Source organism: Gammaproteobacteria bacterium (assembly GCA_022340215.1).
Taxonomy (GTDB): Bacteria; Pseudomonadota; Gammaproteobacteria; order JAJDOJ01; family JAJDOJ01; genus JAJDOJ01.
The window spans coordinates 1-15,506 of sequence record JAJDOJ010000047.1 but is presented as its reverse complement, the minus strand read 5'-3'; the positions used below and the strand labels follow the sequence as shown (position 1 = coordinate 15,506).

General features: G+C 56.6%; 16 protein-coding genes and 3 pseudogenes. 8 read left to right on the top strand and 11 right to left on the bottom strand.

Annotated elements, in window-relative coordinates:
• Positions 1-637: 637 nt before the first annotated feature.
• Positions 638-784, bottom strand: a complete 147-nt coding sequence (locus tag LJE91_03575) for a hypothetical protein (protein ID MCG6867821.1) — start codon at positions 782-784, stop codon at positions 638-640.
• Between the two features lie 320 nt (positions 785-1,104).
• Between LJE91_03575 and LJE91_03570 the strand changes: the two genes are divergently transcribed.
• Positions 1,105-1,692, top strand: coding sequence for a c-type cytochrome (locus LJE91_03570; GenBank protein MCG6867820.1), 588 nt, complete (start codon positions 1,105-1,107; stop codon positions 1,690-1,692).
• A gap of 20 nt (positions 1,693-1,712) precedes the next feature.
• Positions 1,713-2,990 (top strand): FCSD flavin-binding domain-containing protein, encoded by a 1,278-nt coding sequence (locus tag LJE91_03565; protein ID MCG6867819.1) that lies wholly within the window; start codon positions 1,713-1,715, stop codon positions 2,988-2,990.
• Between the two features lie 337 nt (positions 2,991-3,327).
• Here LJE91_03565 and LJE91_03560 read toward each other — a convergent pair.
• A pseudogene (locus LJE91_03560) lies at positions 3,328-3,586 on the bottom strand (transposase).
• Between the two features lie 877 nt (positions 3,587-4,463).
• On the opposite strand from LJE91_03560, the gene LJE91_03555 reads away from it, so the two are divergent.
• The 5 genes and pseudogenes from LJE91_03555 (at position 4,464) to LJE91_03535 (ending at position 8,844) form a co-directional block, all read left to right on the top strand.
• Positions 4,464-5,009 (top strand): hypothetical protein, encoded by a 546-nt coding sequence (locus LJE91_03555; GenBank protein ID MCG6867818.1) that lies wholly within the window; start codon positions 4,464-4,466, stop codon positions 5,007-5,009.
• 222 nt (positions 5,010-5,231) lie between these two features.
• A pseudogene (locus LJE91_03550) lies at positions 5,232-5,437 on the top strand (DedA family protein).
• A gap of 146 nt (positions 5,438-5,583) precedes the next feature.
• Entirely contained in the window at positions 5,584-6,438 is an 855-nt protein-coding gene (locus LJE91_03545) for a pentapeptide repeat-containing protein (protein ID MCG6867817.1), read from the top strand.
• Between the two features lie 135 nt (positions 6,439-6,573).
• The gene (locus LJE91_03540; protein ID MCG6867816.1) at positions 6,574-7,584 is read left to right on the top strand and encodes an SEC-C domain-containing protein; all 1,011 of its coding nucleotides are present in this window, start codon (positions 6,574-6,576) and stop codon (positions 7,582-7,584) included.
• Positions 7,585-7,626: 42 nt separating this feature from the next.
• Positions 7,627-8,844 carry a hypothetical protein gene (locus tag LJE91_03535; GenBank protein ID MCG6867815.1) on the top strand — a complete coding sequence of 406 codons (1,218 nt, stop codon included), beginning with the start codon at positions 7,627-7,629 and terminating at the stop codon, positions 8,842-8,844.
• A 364-nt stretch (positions 8,845-9,208) separates the two neighbouring features.
• On the opposite strand, the gene LJE91_03530 is transcribed toward LJE91_03535, so the two are convergent.
• The 9 genes from LJE91_03530 to LJE91_03490 form a co-directional block, all read right to left on the bottom strand.
• Positions 9,209-9,742 carry a hypothetical protein gene (locus LJE91_03530; GenBank protein MCG6867814.1) on the bottom strand — a complete coding sequence of 178 codons (534 nt, stop codon included), beginning with the start codon at positions 9,740-9,742 and terminating at the stop codon, positions 9,209-9,211.
• A gap of 109 nt (positions 9,743-9,851) precedes the next feature.
• The gene (locus LJE91_03525; protein ID MCG6867813.1) at positions 9,852-10,448 is read right to left on the bottom strand and encodes a hypothetical protein; all 597 of its coding nucleotides are present in this window, start codon (positions 10,446-10,448) and stop codon (positions 9,852-9,854) included.
• Between the two features lie 102 nt (positions 10,449-10,550).
• A complete protein-coding gene (locus LJE91_03520) occupies positions 10,551-10,727 on the bottom strand; it encodes a hypothetical protein (protein MCG6867812.1) in 177 nt (58 codons plus the stop codon).
• 121 nt (positions 10,728-10,848) lie between these two features.
• The gene (locus LJE91_03515) at positions 10,849-11,274 is read right to left on the bottom strand and encodes a DedA family protein (protein ID MCG6867811.1); all 426 of its coding nucleotides are present in this window, start codon (positions 11,272-11,274) and stop codon (positions 10,849-10,851) included.
• On the bottom strand, positions 11,271-11,975 hold the full coding sequence (locus LJE91_03510) for a gamma-glutamyl-gamma-aminobutyrate hydrolase family protein (protein MCG6867810.1): 705 nt from the start codon (positions 11,973-11,975) through the stop codon (positions 11,271-11,273). Before LJE91_03510 ends, LJE91_03515 begins: the two co-directional genes overlap by 4 nt.
• The gene (locus tag LJE91_03505) at positions 11,948-12,976 is read right to left on the bottom strand and encodes an amidoligase family protein (protein MCG6867809.1); all 1,029 of its coding nucleotides are present in this window, start codon (positions 12,974-12,976) and stop codon (positions 11,948-11,950) included. Before LJE91_03505 ends, LJE91_03510 begins: the two co-directional genes overlap by 28 nt.
• Positions 12,977-13,294: 318 nt before the next feature.
• Entirely contained in the window at positions 13,295-13,711 is a 417-nt protein-coding gene (locus tag LJE91_03500; protein MCG6867808.1) for an MgtC/SapB family protein, read from the bottom strand.
• Entirely contained in the window at positions 13,708-13,956 is a 249-nt protein-coding gene (locus LJE91_03495; protein ID MCG6867807.1) for a hypothetical protein, read from the bottom strand. Before LJE91_03495 ends, LJE91_03500 begins: the two co-directional genes overlap by 4 nt.
• A gap of 206 nt (positions 13,957-14,162) precedes the next feature.
• The gene (locus LJE91_03490) at positions 14,163-14,696 is read right to left on the bottom strand and encodes a hypothetical protein (protein MCG6867806.1); all 534 of its coding nucleotides are present in this window, start codon (positions 14,694-14,696) and stop codon (positions 14,163-14,165) included.
• A gap of 277 nt (positions 14,697-14,973) precedes the next feature.
• Here LJE91_03490 and LJE91_03485 point away from each other — a divergent pair.
• A pseudogene (locus LJE91_03485) lies at positions 14,974-15,228 on the top strand (transposase).
• Positions 15,229-15,506: the final 278 nt, after the last annotated feature.

Genomic DNA, 15,506 nt, shown 5'->3' with positions numbered 1-15,506 from the left:
GCGCCGGGTGAGCTGCGAAGCAGTGAACGGCTTGGGCAGGAAGCCCAAGACCGGTGCCCAAGCAAAGCAGGGACAGCGCCGCGCCGGGATCGTTCGTCATCAAGGCGCGACAACAGGCGCATAGTCGAACTATGTCACTGTTGTCGCAACACAGAGGACGGACGAAAGGGCAAGCAGGGTGGTATGTCATTTGACAGAAATCGCCTTAGCTTGTCAGCGCCCATGGACGGCGTTGCGCCGCTTGAAGAGGGAGCGGCCATTCCCTGCGAAGCGCGCCTTGCCATGATCGCTGACCAGCCAACTGAACTCGCAATTAGTCAGCCGGACAGAGCACAAAGGGCCTTGAAAAGGCGAGGGCGGCGATGAACAGCCACTTCTCGGATCGAGCATCCACACGATGGAAAACGGAAACCTATCGTGGATAACAACAGGCGCCACGGAAACTTCGCCTACAAACATAGTGTTGAACGCGAAAATTATTGTGTTTTGTATAATTACCGTGCGCGCTCTGAATTCTTTTTTGGTATTCGGTATCCGTTTCGCTTAGTATTCCCATTATCGTGCCTCATCAGGTTCACGATTTTGATGCGTGATTTCGAACATTCGATTCACGTTGTTGGCAAGAATTAAAGGATCATCAGACACCAATAAAAATCACCGCCGATCGTGCGCTGAGCTGGTTACCGATATTCTGGATAATTCGTTCGGCACAATCTTCCCGCGCAAACAGCGTATGGGAGGCGGCAAACGACAGCAGGAAGAATTTTGAGGTTGAACGCTTCAAGGGAGGATTACCATGTCGCGGACACGACGCAGTGCATACGCCTCGCATTTTCTCGGCATGCTGTTTTGCGGTAACCATTCAGCCTCAGCCCTCGCCCTTACCAGTGTTGGTCACGCCTCACTTCCTGGGCACGTCCCCATACCTAGCGACGATCGCCCGTTCGTAACCTGCCGCACGGACCACGCAGGGTGGCGAGCAACGTTAATGCAGCATTGGCCACGTCTTCTGCAGCGGATGCCGCACGCTCGGGCACATCTTGGCTGATGCTAAACGTTAAAATAAAGAAATTGAACTAACCCACAATGAAGGAGAGCAGGAGGATGAAACGCGATTACCTGAAGACTTTATTGCTCACCAGCACGATGCTGGCGGGCTCGGCCGCCATCGCAGCGGATCGCGCCATGGAGATGGTAAGCAACACCTGCGCCGGTTGTCACAACACGAACGGCGAAAGTGTCGGCGAGGCGCCAGTCATCGCCGGGTTACCGGAGACGTATCTGAAGCAGGCCATGACGAGTTACAAAGACGGTACACGGTATTCGACCGTCATGGGTCGCATTGCCAAGGGTTATGACGCGAAGCAGTTCGAGTTGATGGCCAAATTCTTCGCCGCAAAACCCTGGAAGAGCGTGGAGCAGGAAACCGACCCGGCAAAGGTTAAGAAGGGACAAGCTCTGCATAACAGCCTGGGTTGCATGGGCTGCCACGGCGTCAATGGCGTATCGCCCATACCGACGACTCCCCGGCTCGCCGGACAGTACGCCGATTACCTGTACCTGCAATTGACTGACTATGCCGATCCCGAGAAACCGATTCCTCCGGCGGCTGGTGTCATGCGGTCAGCGCTGAAGGGCAAGAGTTCGGAAGACCTTGAGGCGCTGGCGCAGTTTTACGCGAGCCAGAAATAGAAGAAAAGGAGAAGTCTGAAATGAACAAGTTCAACCGTAGACAGTTTATCAAGGCTCTCGGTGCCGCAAGTGCAATCGGTGGCCTCGGATTCCCGCTTATCGGCAAGGCCGGCACCGCAGCCAAAGTCGTGGTAATCGGTGGCGGTTACGCAGGCGCTACCTGCGCCAAGTATCTGCGAATCTACGATAGCGATCTCGACGTCACTCTGATCGAGAAAAGCGAGCATTATGTATCGTGCCCGTTAAGCAACGAGGTGCTCGGTGGCGAGCGCGACATCAAGAGTCTGACGTTCGGTTACGATGGCCTGACCGGGCATGGTGTGAACGTCGTGCACGATGAGGTCACCAAGATAGATCCCACCAAAAAAACGATCACCACAAAAGGCGGTAAGACCCATCAGTACGACATGCTGGTCGTCTCTCCCGGCATCTCCTTCAAATGGGGGGCAATAGAGGGTTATGACGAGGCCGCAAGCGAACTCATGCCCCATGCGTGGAAAGCGGGGAAACAGACAGAAATCCTTCGCAAGCAACTGGAGGCAATGGAGAACGGCGGTACTGTCATCATCTCGGCGCCGCCAAACCCGTTTCGTTGTCCCCCCGGCCCCTACGAGCGCGCCGCGCAAATCGCCTTCTATCTTTCGCATCATAAGCCCAAATCCAAGGTGGTCATTCTGGATTCCAAGGACAAGTTCTCCAAACAGGGGCTGTTCATGGAGGGTTGGGAGGCACTCTACCCGGGGATGATCGATTGGGTCATGGCAGCCAATGATGGAAAGGTCATCGGTGTGGATGCCAAGAAGGGCATCGTGATGACCGAATTTGCAGAACACAAAGCGGCGGTCGCCAACATCATTCCGCCGCAGAAGGCTGGTATTCTCGCGGAGATCGCAGGCCTGACGAATGACTCCGGCTGGTGTCCCGTCGATCAGGGGACATTCGAGTCCACAATCCACAAGGACGTCTACGTCATCGGCGATGCCTCCATTGCGGGCAAGATGCCGAAGTCCGGCTACGCCGCGAATTCCCAGGGCAAGGTCTGCGCGATGGCGATAGCGACCAAGGTGGCCGGCGAGACCATGCCGGAACCGTCGTACGTCAATACCTGCTACAGTCTGATCGGACCCCATTACGGTATCTCTGTGGCAATGGTGTACGAGCTCAAGGACGGCGAGGTGGTAGGCGTGAAGGACGCGGGCGGTCTCTCCCCGATGAAGGCCCCTGAATCGACGCGCCGGGCGGAATCGATCTACGCTCATAGCTGGTATCGGAATATCACCCACGATATTTTCAGCTGAGCTGGTTCAGAGTCCCCGCATCGTTGTCCTTTGGTAAACAATCACCCGTCGCGACCCGTCGTCGGGGCGTACACGTCATCTCGAAACGGAGGTCGCGCCGGGTGTATAAAGGTGGGTCACATGATCTGGTTGGTAGGAGACAAACTGCGATAGTCGGAGTCGACAAGGCCACACCCCGTACGACGCCCGCCGCACGGGCGACCCGCACTAATCGTTTGGTAACATAGCCCGAGGCCCCAAACGGCTCCGGTTGTCCTTGCGAAGCAGCGATGGCATTTCCCTGATGTCCGGAGCGTTGGACGGCGCTCCCGAGCCCGTGTGCGGCCGCTGTTGATTTCAACTTCGCCGCCCTCAGTCTATGTCGCTCCAGCAAGCGACGAAACGCCAGAATCGTCGTCTCGTCGGGAATCGCGGTCTTCGGTCAATTCCAAGCCAATGAACCTGTGCATCGACTCAATCCCGTAAAGCGCATCCTTCACGTCAGGATCGGACATCGCATACCACGGCCGCATGTAATAGATGCGCAGCATGCTCCTCAAAGGCATCGGCTGACGTCCCCGTTTCCCCGATTTCGGACAGTGCGGTTGGGCGATTGCCGGAAAATATACCCGTCGCGGACAGGTTTTCACGAGAAGGTGTGTGTCATATTCGTTTCGTGGCAAGGCGCGATGACGCGTAATAGCCGCTCTATTGCAAGGAATCGCAACGCCGCTACGGGACGGCCGCTACGGGACGATGAGGGCGTGTGTGCCGGGGAAACCTGTCCGTGACGGGTATATGTTGTGGGCAGCCCTTGTCGAAGATCAGTACGGCGAGCTCCATACTGTGGCAACTCCGTAGACGGGACGACCTTTACCGATGACATGGGTTAAGCGCCCGCTCTTAGATGATACGCAACCGGATCGACCTTATTCCCAGGAGAACTGTTGAATGGGAATACTTCGTCGAATGATCGGCGCTGCATTGTCGCTGGCCATATATCTTGCGATGATCTTTGGAATCACGCTGGCGCTAGGGAGGTTATTGGTTTTAACCGGCATAGTTGGTTCTGGAACCCCTCCATGTCCGCTTCCACTTGCCACACCTGAAGCGTTGTTCCGATGTTTCATTCCCGTATTCATACAAGGCGCCGTTCTAGGGGCCAAGTGGGGTGCGATCATCGGCGCCCTTTGGGGCCTGGCGGCAGGAATAACACAAACATCAAAGCGACAATAAGGGTTTTGCCCTGATGCCGCGCATGCACCATTGGGGTATTCGATCAGCGGCGCGTGCGGCTTTGACGAAGACCTTCGCGGTTGATTGGCAATCTCACTTGAGTCCCCAGGAACTAACCGTTTACGTGAAGGATCACCGAGCCTTCAAAGATCCCGCACGGATTCGGGCCCCAGTCAGACGCGTTCTCATTGAACCTGACTCCACCGTTGCACTTGGCTACCATGGGTAGCGGGCAGACGCAAAAGCGAGGGACGGTATATGAACGGCGATCAGGACACGACTCTCCGCATCGCAGATCAAGGCGAGGAACAGCGGATTGCATACCGCGACGCATTGGCCTTCCACAAGGGTGAGGCTTACTGGGGCTGCGCGGTGGCCTTCAGGGCGCTGCAGCGTGCCGGTGAACTGCTCTCGAATGGGGGACTCTGGGACCGCAAATCCCTGTATGTCCGAAGCGGCCACCCCGGTCCCGGGGTTCGCGACACGATCGAATACGTCACCCGGACCATCTCGAACCACCGGTTCACGTTGTCGGAGCCCGGATCCGAGCCACGATGCACCAGCGACCTGAAGTACGAGTGGGAGGTGAATGACGACCGCCACCGGGTGAGGGTTCACTTGAGAGACGGCTTCGTTCCCGACGAGTTCTCCGATCTCCTGGATACGCTGGAGACGCAGCCAGGGACAGCCACCGCTATGCGGCGTCTCGAAGAACTCAAACAGATGCTGGTCGAGAAGATCTGGCGGGAACCGCTCGAGGAATCTTTTCCGGAACCTGTCGTGGAACCGGTTGCCCGGGAATAGGTGACCGATGCATCGCCGCAAACAAGCGGCGTAATGCGGAAATGGAACAAGACCTGATGTCTGTCCGATCCCCGATCGTCACCGTTTTCGGTAAAACGACATGACGCAGGCACGCCAGAGCGCCGCAGATCGACCCATTCTCGGCGTGCAATGGCACCCGGAACACCCCATCTACCCACCGTCGCAGTTTGCTTTGTTCCGCAGGCTCTTGCGGCGCGCGAAATGATCTGTTCCCACCTGCTGCTCTTCGGGTCTGCGTTCCTCGCCGCAACATCCTGCCATTCTCTTCCGAGATCGTCCTGTTTGCGCTGCTCCGTGAGGGTGGAAACCCCGTTTCGCTGGTAGGGACTGCCTCGCTCGGCAACACCTTGGGTGCGGTGGTCAACTGGGCGCTGGGCCGCTATCTGCCCCACTATCAGGATCGACGACAACTCGGCGGGCCCCGGTTACAAGGGAACCCGAATTCCGCCGGCCCAAACGGCCTCGCCGTGCGGCTGGCCGGGCTCGCCACCTGGCTTTCGTCCGTCGAACAAATCCTTCACAATCAAGACAAATCTGCCCTTGGAGGTCCGAGATGATCGAAATCAAGCATAAGAATACGGGTGAGGTGATTACGACAATTGACGCGGATAACCTGGTTCACGCGGACCTGACGGAAATGGATCTGCGCCATGCGGATCTCCACGGCATGAATCTGATGGGCGCGAGTTTCTGGCACAGCGATCTCAGCGAAGCCGACCTGAGTGAGGCCAATCTCGAACAGGCAAACCTGCAGGGCGCGAGATTCTACAAGGCCGATCTCAGCCAGGCCAATATGACACGCGTCAACGCCGGCGCCACAAGTCTCGGCGACACGGTCGTACTCACCGGAGCGGACATATCGGGTGCCAATCTGGACAAGGCGTATCTGCGCAAGGCCGAGATTCGCCACGCCAACCTGGAACAGGCCCATCTCTGCAACGCCGACATGCGCGATATCGATTTCCACGGCAGTAATATGCAGCAGGTCAAGGCGAGGCGTGCGTTGCTGATCGGCGCAAATCTCAGCGGCACGGATCTTTCCGGTGCGGACTTCAGAGACAGTCATCTGAACGATGCCAACCTCAAGGGGGCCAATCTGCGGGAAGCGGATCTGTCGTCCACGATCCCCGGCGGCTTCACCGTCCTGAACCTCGCCAATCTCGAGGGCGCGGATCTCAGTGATGCGAAGCTGCACTACATCCTGGCCGAGAAGGCGGACTTCCGCTTCGCCAATCTATCTAACGTGGATTTCTCAGGCGCGCTTCTGGCCGGATCCACCATGCGGCGCGCAAACGTGAGCAATACGGATTTCCGGGACGTCGAACTCGCGACCGTTGATATGGAGTACGCCAATTTTTCCCAGGCGAAGAACGCGGACATCCCACACTACAAAAAACATATTCGCTGAGCGAGTGAGCGCAAAAAAGAATTGCCGGGGAAACCTGAACCGGCCCGGATCGAGGTGAAAAACCGGGAGAACAGGGAGTTCGCCCTGACGCTGCCCGGCGTCGACCCGGGTGACTCCTCGCCGGCGAGGCGCACCATGATCGGTCTCAATGATCCCTGCCCCTGCGGCAGTGGGAAAAAATTCAAAAAATACTGCCTCGGGAAGGAGGATTCCATCACATTCGGCCACGGGGCGACCGAGGCGCCAACGGAGCTGGGTGAGGTGCTCAAGGGTCTGCAATTCAACTCGTTGGAAGAAGCCCAGGCTTTTATCGAGCAACATGCGCAACAGCAAAATCGGAGACCGCTCGACGAGTTTCACGGTTTATCGCCGGAACAGATGCATCAGATGTTGAATTTCCCGTTTGCGTCACCGGAACTGGTCTGCTTTCCCGACGTACTCGATACGACTCCCTCTGCCCCGATACTGACCCTGTTCGACCTGCTGGTCGAAACCATCGGCGAGCAGGGATTGAAACCGACTGCCAAGGGCAACCTGCCACAGAAGTTCTGTCGTGAAGCCGCCCTGGCCTGCTGGGGCGAACAAACTTACCGGGAAAATACGCGGTTTGGCGGCATCAACCGCGAAGATGATTTCCAAGACTTGCACATTACCCGTTCGATTGCCGAACTGGCGGGTCTGATTCGAAAATACAAGGGCAGGTTCATTCTCAGCCGTGACTGTCGTGCGCTACTGGCCGGAGGTGGTCTGACAGCCATCTATCCTCGACTGTTCAGAACCTATGTCGAGCAGTTCGATTGGAGCTATCGGGATGGCTATCCTGAAATTCGCTTCATTCAATCGGCGTTTGTGTTCAGGTTCTATCTGTTGGCGTACTATGGAGACACCTGTCGGCCGCACGAGTTTTACGAAGACAGTTTTCTGCACGCTTTCCCCACTGTGCTTGATGAGATCCCGCCGAGCCCGATCACTACCCCGGAGAAGAAGATACGCACCTGCTACACCTGGCGCACGCTGGTGCACTTTGCCGGTTTCCTGGGCCTGGCCGCGGTAGAGCCGGCTTCCAAGAAGCCCTTGTATCACCAGTATCGAGTGAAGGCCCTGCCGATGTTGCGTGAGGCCGTGCAATTCCGGATTTCCGCGTAACCCACCTTGGCGAGAAAACGAAAACAGGATGACGCCCTGTCGGTGTTGCTGGCCGCCACACCGCATGGGACGCTGGCAGATCTGCTGGTCCGACTCGCCAACACGCGAGCCGATGTCCGTCGGGAATGCTTTGATTATCTAAACAAGCGCGCGCCCCTGTCTGACAGTCAGAAAAAACAATCGGAAGGTGAGGTGCTGCTGGCGCTCTGGTCCGAGCTGTCCCTGGACCTGAGTGAGCTGGATGACTACGGCGGCGGTGATTATGGTCAGGGAGATCATGTCGCCAGCCTGCTCTACGAGATCGAACAGAAGCTGTCCCGGAAAAAGATCGATGCCGAGTATCGGCATGAACTTCTGGACAATGTCTTGCCCTACATCGAAAGCAGCAATGCAGGTCTGGATGATGCCCTCTATGACGTCGCCTATGCAACCTGCTATGACGACAACGATCTACGCGCACTGGCTGAAGCCTTCGAATTGATGTCCGGGGACTGGAAGACGGAGCATGCCCGCCGCATTTACCGCAAGCTTGGAGACCGGGAGAGATACCTCGAATTGCGTAACCAGAAAATGATCTACGGTAATGACTACTACGATCTGGCCAGCTTCTACTGGAAAACCGGTGAAAAGAACAAGGCCATGCAGGTCGCCGAGGAAGGGATACAGAAAGCCAAGGGTCGTATGGATGACCTACGTCAGTTCCTCGCTCAGCGGGCCAAGGACTCCGGCAACCGTGTTCGCTACCTGGAGCTGCAGTTTACCCAGACTGTCGATCACCTGACATGCGATAAATACAAGGCATTCCGGAAACTCTGCACAGCAGCCGAATGGAAAGCCTATGAAGCGAAAATCCTTGCTCGAATGAAGGATACGTGGGAGTCGGAACAATTGAGGATCCGAATGCACCGTAAGGAGTATGACGATGCATTGGCGGTTCTGAGCAAAGGGCGCTATCCCCTTACGGCATGGGACAGCGATTACGAAATTCAGACAGCAAGGCGACTTGAAAGTCGTTTTCCCGAGGAAATCCTGAAGTATTACCTTTCCGGTCTTGGCAATCTGAAGACCAAGGCCGTGCGCAAGGAGTACGCCCGCAAAGCACACGTGATGGCCAAGGTCCGACGCCTGCTCGTCGAAGTGCTGCACGACAAGGAACGCTGGCGCAGTTTTGCCATCAAGATCAAACAGGGCAATGTAAAGCGGCCTGCCTTTCAGGAGGAATTCGCCAAGATCGTACCTGGCTGGCGGGAACTGAAATGAGGAATTTCGCCAGGCAGGGAAACGCACCAACTCTTTGTTTTAGGGTCCTCAGGGATATCTGTGTTTCACCGGATCATTGCGCCCAAGCTGTCCATTCCTCCGGAACCGTCGATCTACTCATAGATGAAAAGTCACCTCCTGGATAGTCAAATTCCGGCCAGAAGTCGCCGCAAGTCAACGCAGAATCCACAGTCAGATCGCCTCTGATTGCGGACTGAACGACCCTGTTCGCCGGGTACGCGGCCCAAGGGAGAAAAAGTGAACAGCCAAGAAGCGCAAAAGAAGATAGCGACGCTGGGAAGCCGAAAGGCGAGCGTACTTCGGAGCAACAGACTGTTGTACCGTGCTATCGAGCGATAATGACTTAAACGAATGGGACGTCTTTGATTGCATCGGCGAATTGCGCGGATGCACGCTCGGTATCGACGCTTCCTACCTCAAGCAGCGTTTCAAGTCCTTCCAGTTTTGACTCGCAAGCCTGAGCTTTCATGACGCGCGTCGTTGTTTCGTGGGACTTTGACATATTGGTCGCGATTGTCGCTGCGATGGAGCAGATCATTGCGCCAAAACACAGCAGCTGCCAAATCGGTATTGGCAAGTCAAGCGTCTCCGTCAACCATTTTGCCAATTCGTTTCCACCCAAGGCCGGAGTCGCTGTCAGAACCGCAGATATTGCGCCGCATACGATCGCGATGTTGATTAGTCGCGCGCTGCGGGGTTCCATCACACGCAAGTAGTTGGCGAGCTCGCGCCTCTTCTCGACAATCTTTTGAAGCAGTACCACGTTAGGCTCTGGAGTGGGCATGTCGGTCATCTGGGCTCCACAACGATTTTCTTCGTCCCGATAAAACGTCAGAGATGAGTCGGAGAATGTAGCGATGTGATGTGCCTTCGCCACCTTGTTGGCTCATGATCGAATTTTCGGAGTCTCAGAGTCAGGACCATCTACAGCCCCGGTGGTGTTGGCAATGCCGCCGTAGTTTGCCCGGCTTACTGTGGTTATACGTTTATCCGGCACCGCTTCCCGCTACCTGGATGCGTGCATACTGCCCAAGGACAACGTTGATTTGCGCGAGCGTGAGATAGGTCCCCGTCAGCGCGTCATCCACATTGTGGCAGATCAATCGGTTAACGGCAGGCGAGGTCTTGCCACCGAGCTGTATCTCAGTGATGTAGTCCATATCGCGGCCACCGCCTAGTGTAACCTGCAGGCTTGCAATCTGGATCCCCCGGTTTACCGATGCAAACGCGGCTGCAGGGATGCGTTGGTAGTGGCTCATCCCGGTGATTTGAATAAGCTGGGGGCTGACGGTCTGTGGCCCGCTCGCATTCGACTCGATATGCAGTTTACAGAAGGGCCGGTAAAGTGCCACAGCATTCGCTTCCGAAACCTCTCCACCCTGGAAATCTACATGCCAGGAATTCGCTGGAATCTCTACTGGCTTTAACATTTCCAATGTGGAACCCGGAGGTGCGTCGAAGTAGGGAGAGGATTCGGTCACAGGCCCGCTCTGGCATCCCGAGACGCTACACAGAATGCCCAGCACACAAACTATCACCGCGCAAGGTGCGAACATGGATTTGCCGACTTCGAGAGATCGCATGATTCTTTTCTCCAGGATATGGTGATTCAACTCAAGTTCAGCAGTTTAGATGCATTAGTGTCGTATTCATATAGCGCCGGCTCAGCACGCACTGGCCAGGGTTCATTGCTGTCTTTCCATAAAACGTTGTTCCAGCAACTGCAGATAGTTCTGATACCGATACAACCGGTCCCGTTTGCGCTTCCCCAATTGCGCGCGAATACCGGCCGCGATGAGCATTTCAATGACCTTGCTTTCGGTATGCCTGCTGGTTTCGAGCAATCGGGTCACCAGCGGCATCGCAATTACGGGATGTTCGGGCAAGCGCTCAAATAGCTGGATGGCGGAGACCGATGCGCCCTTCAGGCATACCGTGCCCCCTGTGTCTGGCAAGCGGCGTGCCGGATGAAATGTCTGCGCATCATGCTGTACTCTCGATGATCCCGATCACTACCGCATACCGTGTTGCTTTCCCGATCGCAACCAGCAGCAGAAACAGCCACAAGGGCACCCGCATGAGACCGGCGACGAAGGTCAGCGCATCGCCACCGATCGGCGCCCAGGCCAGCAGCAGGGACCAGACGCCGTAGCGCTGAAACCAGTCCTGGGCACGCCCGAGCGTCTGCCGCCTGAACGGAAACCAGCGACGGTCCTCGAAGCGGAGCAGAAACCGGGCAATCGCCCAGTTGAGCGCGGAACCCAGCGTGTTGCCGGCGCTGGCCCAGGCCCACAGTGCCAGCGGATCGTAGCCCCTGAGCAGCAGGGCGGCGAACAGCAGTTCGGAATAGGCAGGCAGCAGCGAGGCCGCCAGGAACGCCGTCAGGAAGAGCCCGAGGTAGGCGCTCACCTGTCGCGAACCCGTCGGTCGGCATGCTCGCACGCGGCAGAAACCAGGCCGCGAAACAGCCGGCGCTGTCGCTGAAGGTAGGCCAGGAACTCCGGGTGCCACTGCACGCCGAACAGGAAGTCACGTTCCGGATGCTCCACCGCCTGCACGATATCGTCAAGATCCCGTCCCGATACCCGTAGCCCCGTGCCGATATGATCGATGCTTTGTTTGTGCAGGCTGTTTATTTTCAGTGTGTCTTTTCCCAGCAATTCCGCCAGTCTGCTGTCCTGTTCCAGGCAAAGGGTCTTCAACGGCAGCAGTGTACGGCGGCTCGAAGTCAGCTTGCGGTGTTTGCGCAGGTCCTGGATGAGGCTGCCTCCGAGCTGTACATTCAGCAATTGCGCGCCGCGGCAAATCCCGAGCAGCGGAATACGGTCCTGCAGGGCCTGATGGATGATCCCGGCCTCGAAGGCATCCCGCTCCGGGTCGTATTTGCCGTCGATCTCGGCCGCAGCCTTGTACAGCACCGGTTCAACATCGTGTCCACCGGTGACGACCACACCGTCCAGTGCCGTTGTATCCACAGAATCACCGGGTCGCAGGTGTGCAGGTCTGCCACCGCTCACCAGCAGGGCCAGGTGCACACAGATCCGTGGGCCCCAGGCGCCCCGACGGGGGCCGGTAACGCCGATCAGCGGTCGTGTGTTCGAGTGAGCCAAGACTCGATTTCCCTGGTCCAGTCCCCGAGCACATGCTCCAGTGGCTGGTCCAGCCATTTCGCATATGCGATGCACACATCGTCCAGCTTGGTGCGGTCCGCCGCAAGCGCCTCCACCTCCAGCCAGTCGTCCCAGGCAATGTGAATGCCCCAGTCCTCCCGGTCGATCTCGCTGTTCGGCAGGCGGTAGTGCAACGTCGGCCGCGGCTTGACGCGCGGGTCATCGACGGCCTGGCGGACCCGCCTCTCGTCGAGGTGCAGGAACAGCGGCAGCATGTCGAGCGCGCGATTCCTTGTCGGGTTGTCAGCGAGGTAATCGTCGATCAGCGCGTCGCGCTCCGGCCAGTAATCGGGTGCCACGACCTTGCTGACATAGCCGCCGGGAAACGGAGCCATGAAGCGTGTCAGTCGGCGTGTGAGGTCCGGCGCCGAGCGTTCCTTCAGCCAGTCGTAGAGACACAGAAATGCCTTCAGGTAAGCCAGGATCGTCCTGGCGTCGAGTGCCGGCAGCTCCGGGTTGAACTGCATGCCGAAGGCGTAGGAAATGCCAGCGCCGGTGCCCTTGGCGCCCGCGTTGCGGAGCCTGGCGATCAGCGACTGTACGTCTGCAAGCCGCGGCATGGGCAGGGGAGGGCTGACCACCTCCACCGGCACGATGGTCTCCGCGCCGGCACGGAGCGCGTGCTCGGCGGTCGCGTCGAGCAGGGCGAGCAGTTCATCCTCGTTTGCTTCCTCGCGGCCTTTCTGTTTCAGGTACTCGAAGTCGAACTCGACCGCCCAGTCACCTGCCTCATCCCCGTGGATCGAATACTCGTAACGCGATGTTTCCTGCTGTTTGCCATCGATATGACGGGCCACGATACGGCTGACCTCGACCACATCGAGGCCGATCATCTCCAACTCCACGCCGATACGGCGTGCGTTGCCGTCCGCGGTTTCCGTCCGCGACGGCATTGGCGGCGTCCAGTGATGAAACAGTTGCTGCAGGTCGTGCTTGTCCATGATTCGATGCCCTGGCGGATGCCCCGGCTATACGCAGGGGCGGTGCCCGTATAGTGTGTCATGCATCCGGGTTAAATTGTTTCCGGAGCGTTTCCAGTTGATCCCGCAGAGTGACCACCAGCACGCGGTCATCCTGCCGCAGTTCGTCGTCATCTCCGGCGATGACCGAGTCCCCGTCCGGGCAATCACGATGACGCGGGCCTCTTCGGGGAGATCCAGTGCACCGAGCCTGCCGGCGTCCTGCTAACGGGCGACGAAATGAAAGGAGCGGATACCGCCTTCCACGGCGGTGCTCAGGTCGGTCACATCGTGGCCGGCCTACCCGCTCCGGCCGACATCGGGAGTTCGGGAAATCACCCCCGCGAGCCCGAAGTGATCCGAGGGATACACCTCCGGACATTCAGGTGCAACAGGCTTAGTGCCGAGCGGAAAGGCCAGTACCGCTGCGGCTTCAGTAGTGATCCCAGGTCCTTGCTCGTCGTCCCTCCAATAAAGGGATACGACGAGAACGACGACCGCCACAAAGGCTGCGGGGACAAGCCAGGGCATATCGTAGTTCAGCGCCATGAAAGCGGCTGCTGCACCAACAATGGCGAAGAGGACGAAATCGCGGCCGCCCATGCTGCCCCCCCCCGAGTCCTTGGCGGACATCTCGCGTTCTATCCCCAGCAGGAAGCCGATCAGGGCGGCCAGGCCGAACTGGAGGAACTGCTGCAGGTGTAATTGCGGCGTCATAGCCCTGCGGCGATGGATCGCTCGTTAAAGATAATTGTGAGCAGCACAACCGAATCTGTTTCTGCGCTAACAGAGCGCGGTTCACCAGGCATCAAATACAGTAATTGTCCAAGTGTTAGCGCTTGCGTTTTCCCCATTGCCGTAAGCGCTATTTCCCCATCTATGCAATGAATCACACATGGTCCAGAGACCTTGTGATTTGAAAATTCTTTGCCCACCGGGATAACCAGGCGAATAAGTTCCATTTCATCTGTTTTAACGATTACTTTCGTATGTTCATCAGGTAAATCTTGTGCTCAGGTTTCCAAGTCAACAATTTCACCTGGTGATGCGTGATGTGTGATGTGTGATGTGTAGCCATGATTATTTCCCTGTAAGTTCGTGTATAGCTAACCTTGCGTCGCTGCCGTGCGGCTTTTTCGCATCGATCTGGGGATGTTTTATGGGCTGATTAATGGCCATGAGCAGCCTCTGTAGATGGCTTAAAACCCGGGAATCTTGATGCTGCGTATAACGCATGGCATGACGTGCAGGTTTCTATTAAGCGGTAACAATGGAAGGTGGCGAGCTGCTGATCATGACTAGTGGCTGCTGCTTCAAGTTTCTTTGCCTCAAGATGAAATTCAGAATCCAGCCTCTTGAAGTGTTCGGGCAGAGAAGTATCAAGCTCTTCTCTCTGCGCCGGGGTGAGTTTCTGTTCAAGAATATAGCTTGCACTTATCTGTGCACTTTTATCGGCAACGCTATTCCAGTCTGCGGTCGCAATCCCTGAAGCTATGGATTGAATTCCAGTCAGGAGCATTCGCATTTCAGCACGCAGCAGTTCAATTAATTGCGGGGACAAACGAAAATTGTTTTGCGGCAAATGTGTTTCCTGTGCGCTGGCTGACACACAGCCTAATGAGATCGTAACGAGAATAATGCATGCAGCAGGATTCAGAATAGTCATAATGTCTCCCAATGAAAATCCTTGGTCAAGTTTCATGTCCCGGTTGCTCGACACTACCGTATCCATCCCGTCAGCGCCTGTTGGACAAAGTCGTTACATGTCTGAAAAACATTCTCATGCATAAGCTTCCGGCCCTGATTGTAAAGTAATTTAACTAGAATCCCGGCTAAAGAATCAGGCTCTCCCACCTGTACCGGGGGCACCTGTGGAAGCTTTGGATTATCATTATATGTCTATGCGTGTCTCGATATACTCCCTTAATGCAACAGCATTATTGAACTTATCATCTCTTGCTGAATAAACCAGAGTTACACGCGCCCTATTGAACAAACTGGAGTTCGTGTATACACCGAAACATGGAAGTTGGCTGAATATGGCGGAATGTGAATTCAGTGTATTGTCACGACAATGTTTTGATCGGCGATTACCCGACATGAAGACAGTGCGGAACGATGTCAATGCCTGGGCTGCGGCACATAATCAAACTGCGGCGACTGTTGACTGGCGGTTCACGACCGGGGATGTGCGGATAAAACTGAAGCGTCTTTATCCGGCAATATCATGTTGAAGGACTACTAGTAATAGTTCCGCCAGACCGTAATGGGCCAACCCAATTGAGCCGAAACGCTGGACCCGAAGCGCGCTGTTGTTAGGCGATTTCTGTCAAATGACATACCATCCTGCTTGTCTTTGTCGTCCGTCCTCTGTGTTGCGACAACCGTTCCATAGTTCGACTATGCGCCTGTTGTCGCGCCTTGATGACGAACGATCCCGGCGCGGCGCTGTCCCTGCTTTGCTTGGGCACCGGTCTTGGGCTTCCTGCCCAAGCCGTTCACTGCTTCGCAG

Bases quoted from the DNA above. Each gene is read 5' to 3' on its own strand.
- LJE91_03570 (MCG6867820.1), top strand. From the start codon at position 1,105: ATGAAACGCGATTACCTGAAGACTTTATTGCTCACCAGCACGATGCTG.
- LJE91_03565 (MCG6867819.1), top strand. From the start codon at position 1,713: ATGAACAAGTTCAACCGTAGACAGTTTATCAAGGCTCTCGGTGCCGCA.
- LJE91_03555 (MCG6867818.1), top strand. From the start codon at position 4,464: ATGAACGGCGATCAGGACACGACTCTCCGCATCGCAGATCAAGGCGAG.
- LJE91_03545 (MCG6867817.1), top strand. From the start codon at position 5,584: ATGATCGAAATCAAGCATAAGAATACGGGTGAGGTGATTACGACAATT.
- LJE91_03540 (MCG6867816.1), top strand. From the start codon at position 6,574: ATGATCGGTCTCAATGATCCCTGCCCCTGCGGCAGTGGGAAAAAATTC.
- LJE91_03525 (MCG6867813.1), bottom strand. From the start codon at position 10,448: ATGCGATCTCTCGAAGTCGGCAAATCCATGTTCGCACCTTGCGCGGTG.
- LJE91_03520 (MCG6867812.1), bottom strand. From the start codon at position 10,727: ATGCCGCTGGTGACCCGATTGCTCGAAACCAGCAGGCATACCGAAAGC.
- LJE91_03505 (MCG6867809.1), bottom strand. From the start codon at position 12,976: ATGGACAAGCACGACCTGCAGCAACTGTTTCATCACTGGACGCCGCCA.
- LJE91_03500 (MCG6867808.1), bottom strand. From the start codon at position 13,711: ATGACGCCGCAATTACACCTGCAGCAGTTCCTCCAGTTCGGCCTGGCC.
- LJE91_03495 (MCG6867807.1), bottom strand. From the start codon at position 13,956: ATGGAACTTATTCGCCTGGTTATCCCGGTGGGCAAAGAATTTTCAAAT.
- LJE91_03490 (MCG6867806.1), bottom strand. From the start codon at position 14,696: ATGAAACTTGACCAAGGATTTTCATTGGGAGACATTATGACTATTCTG.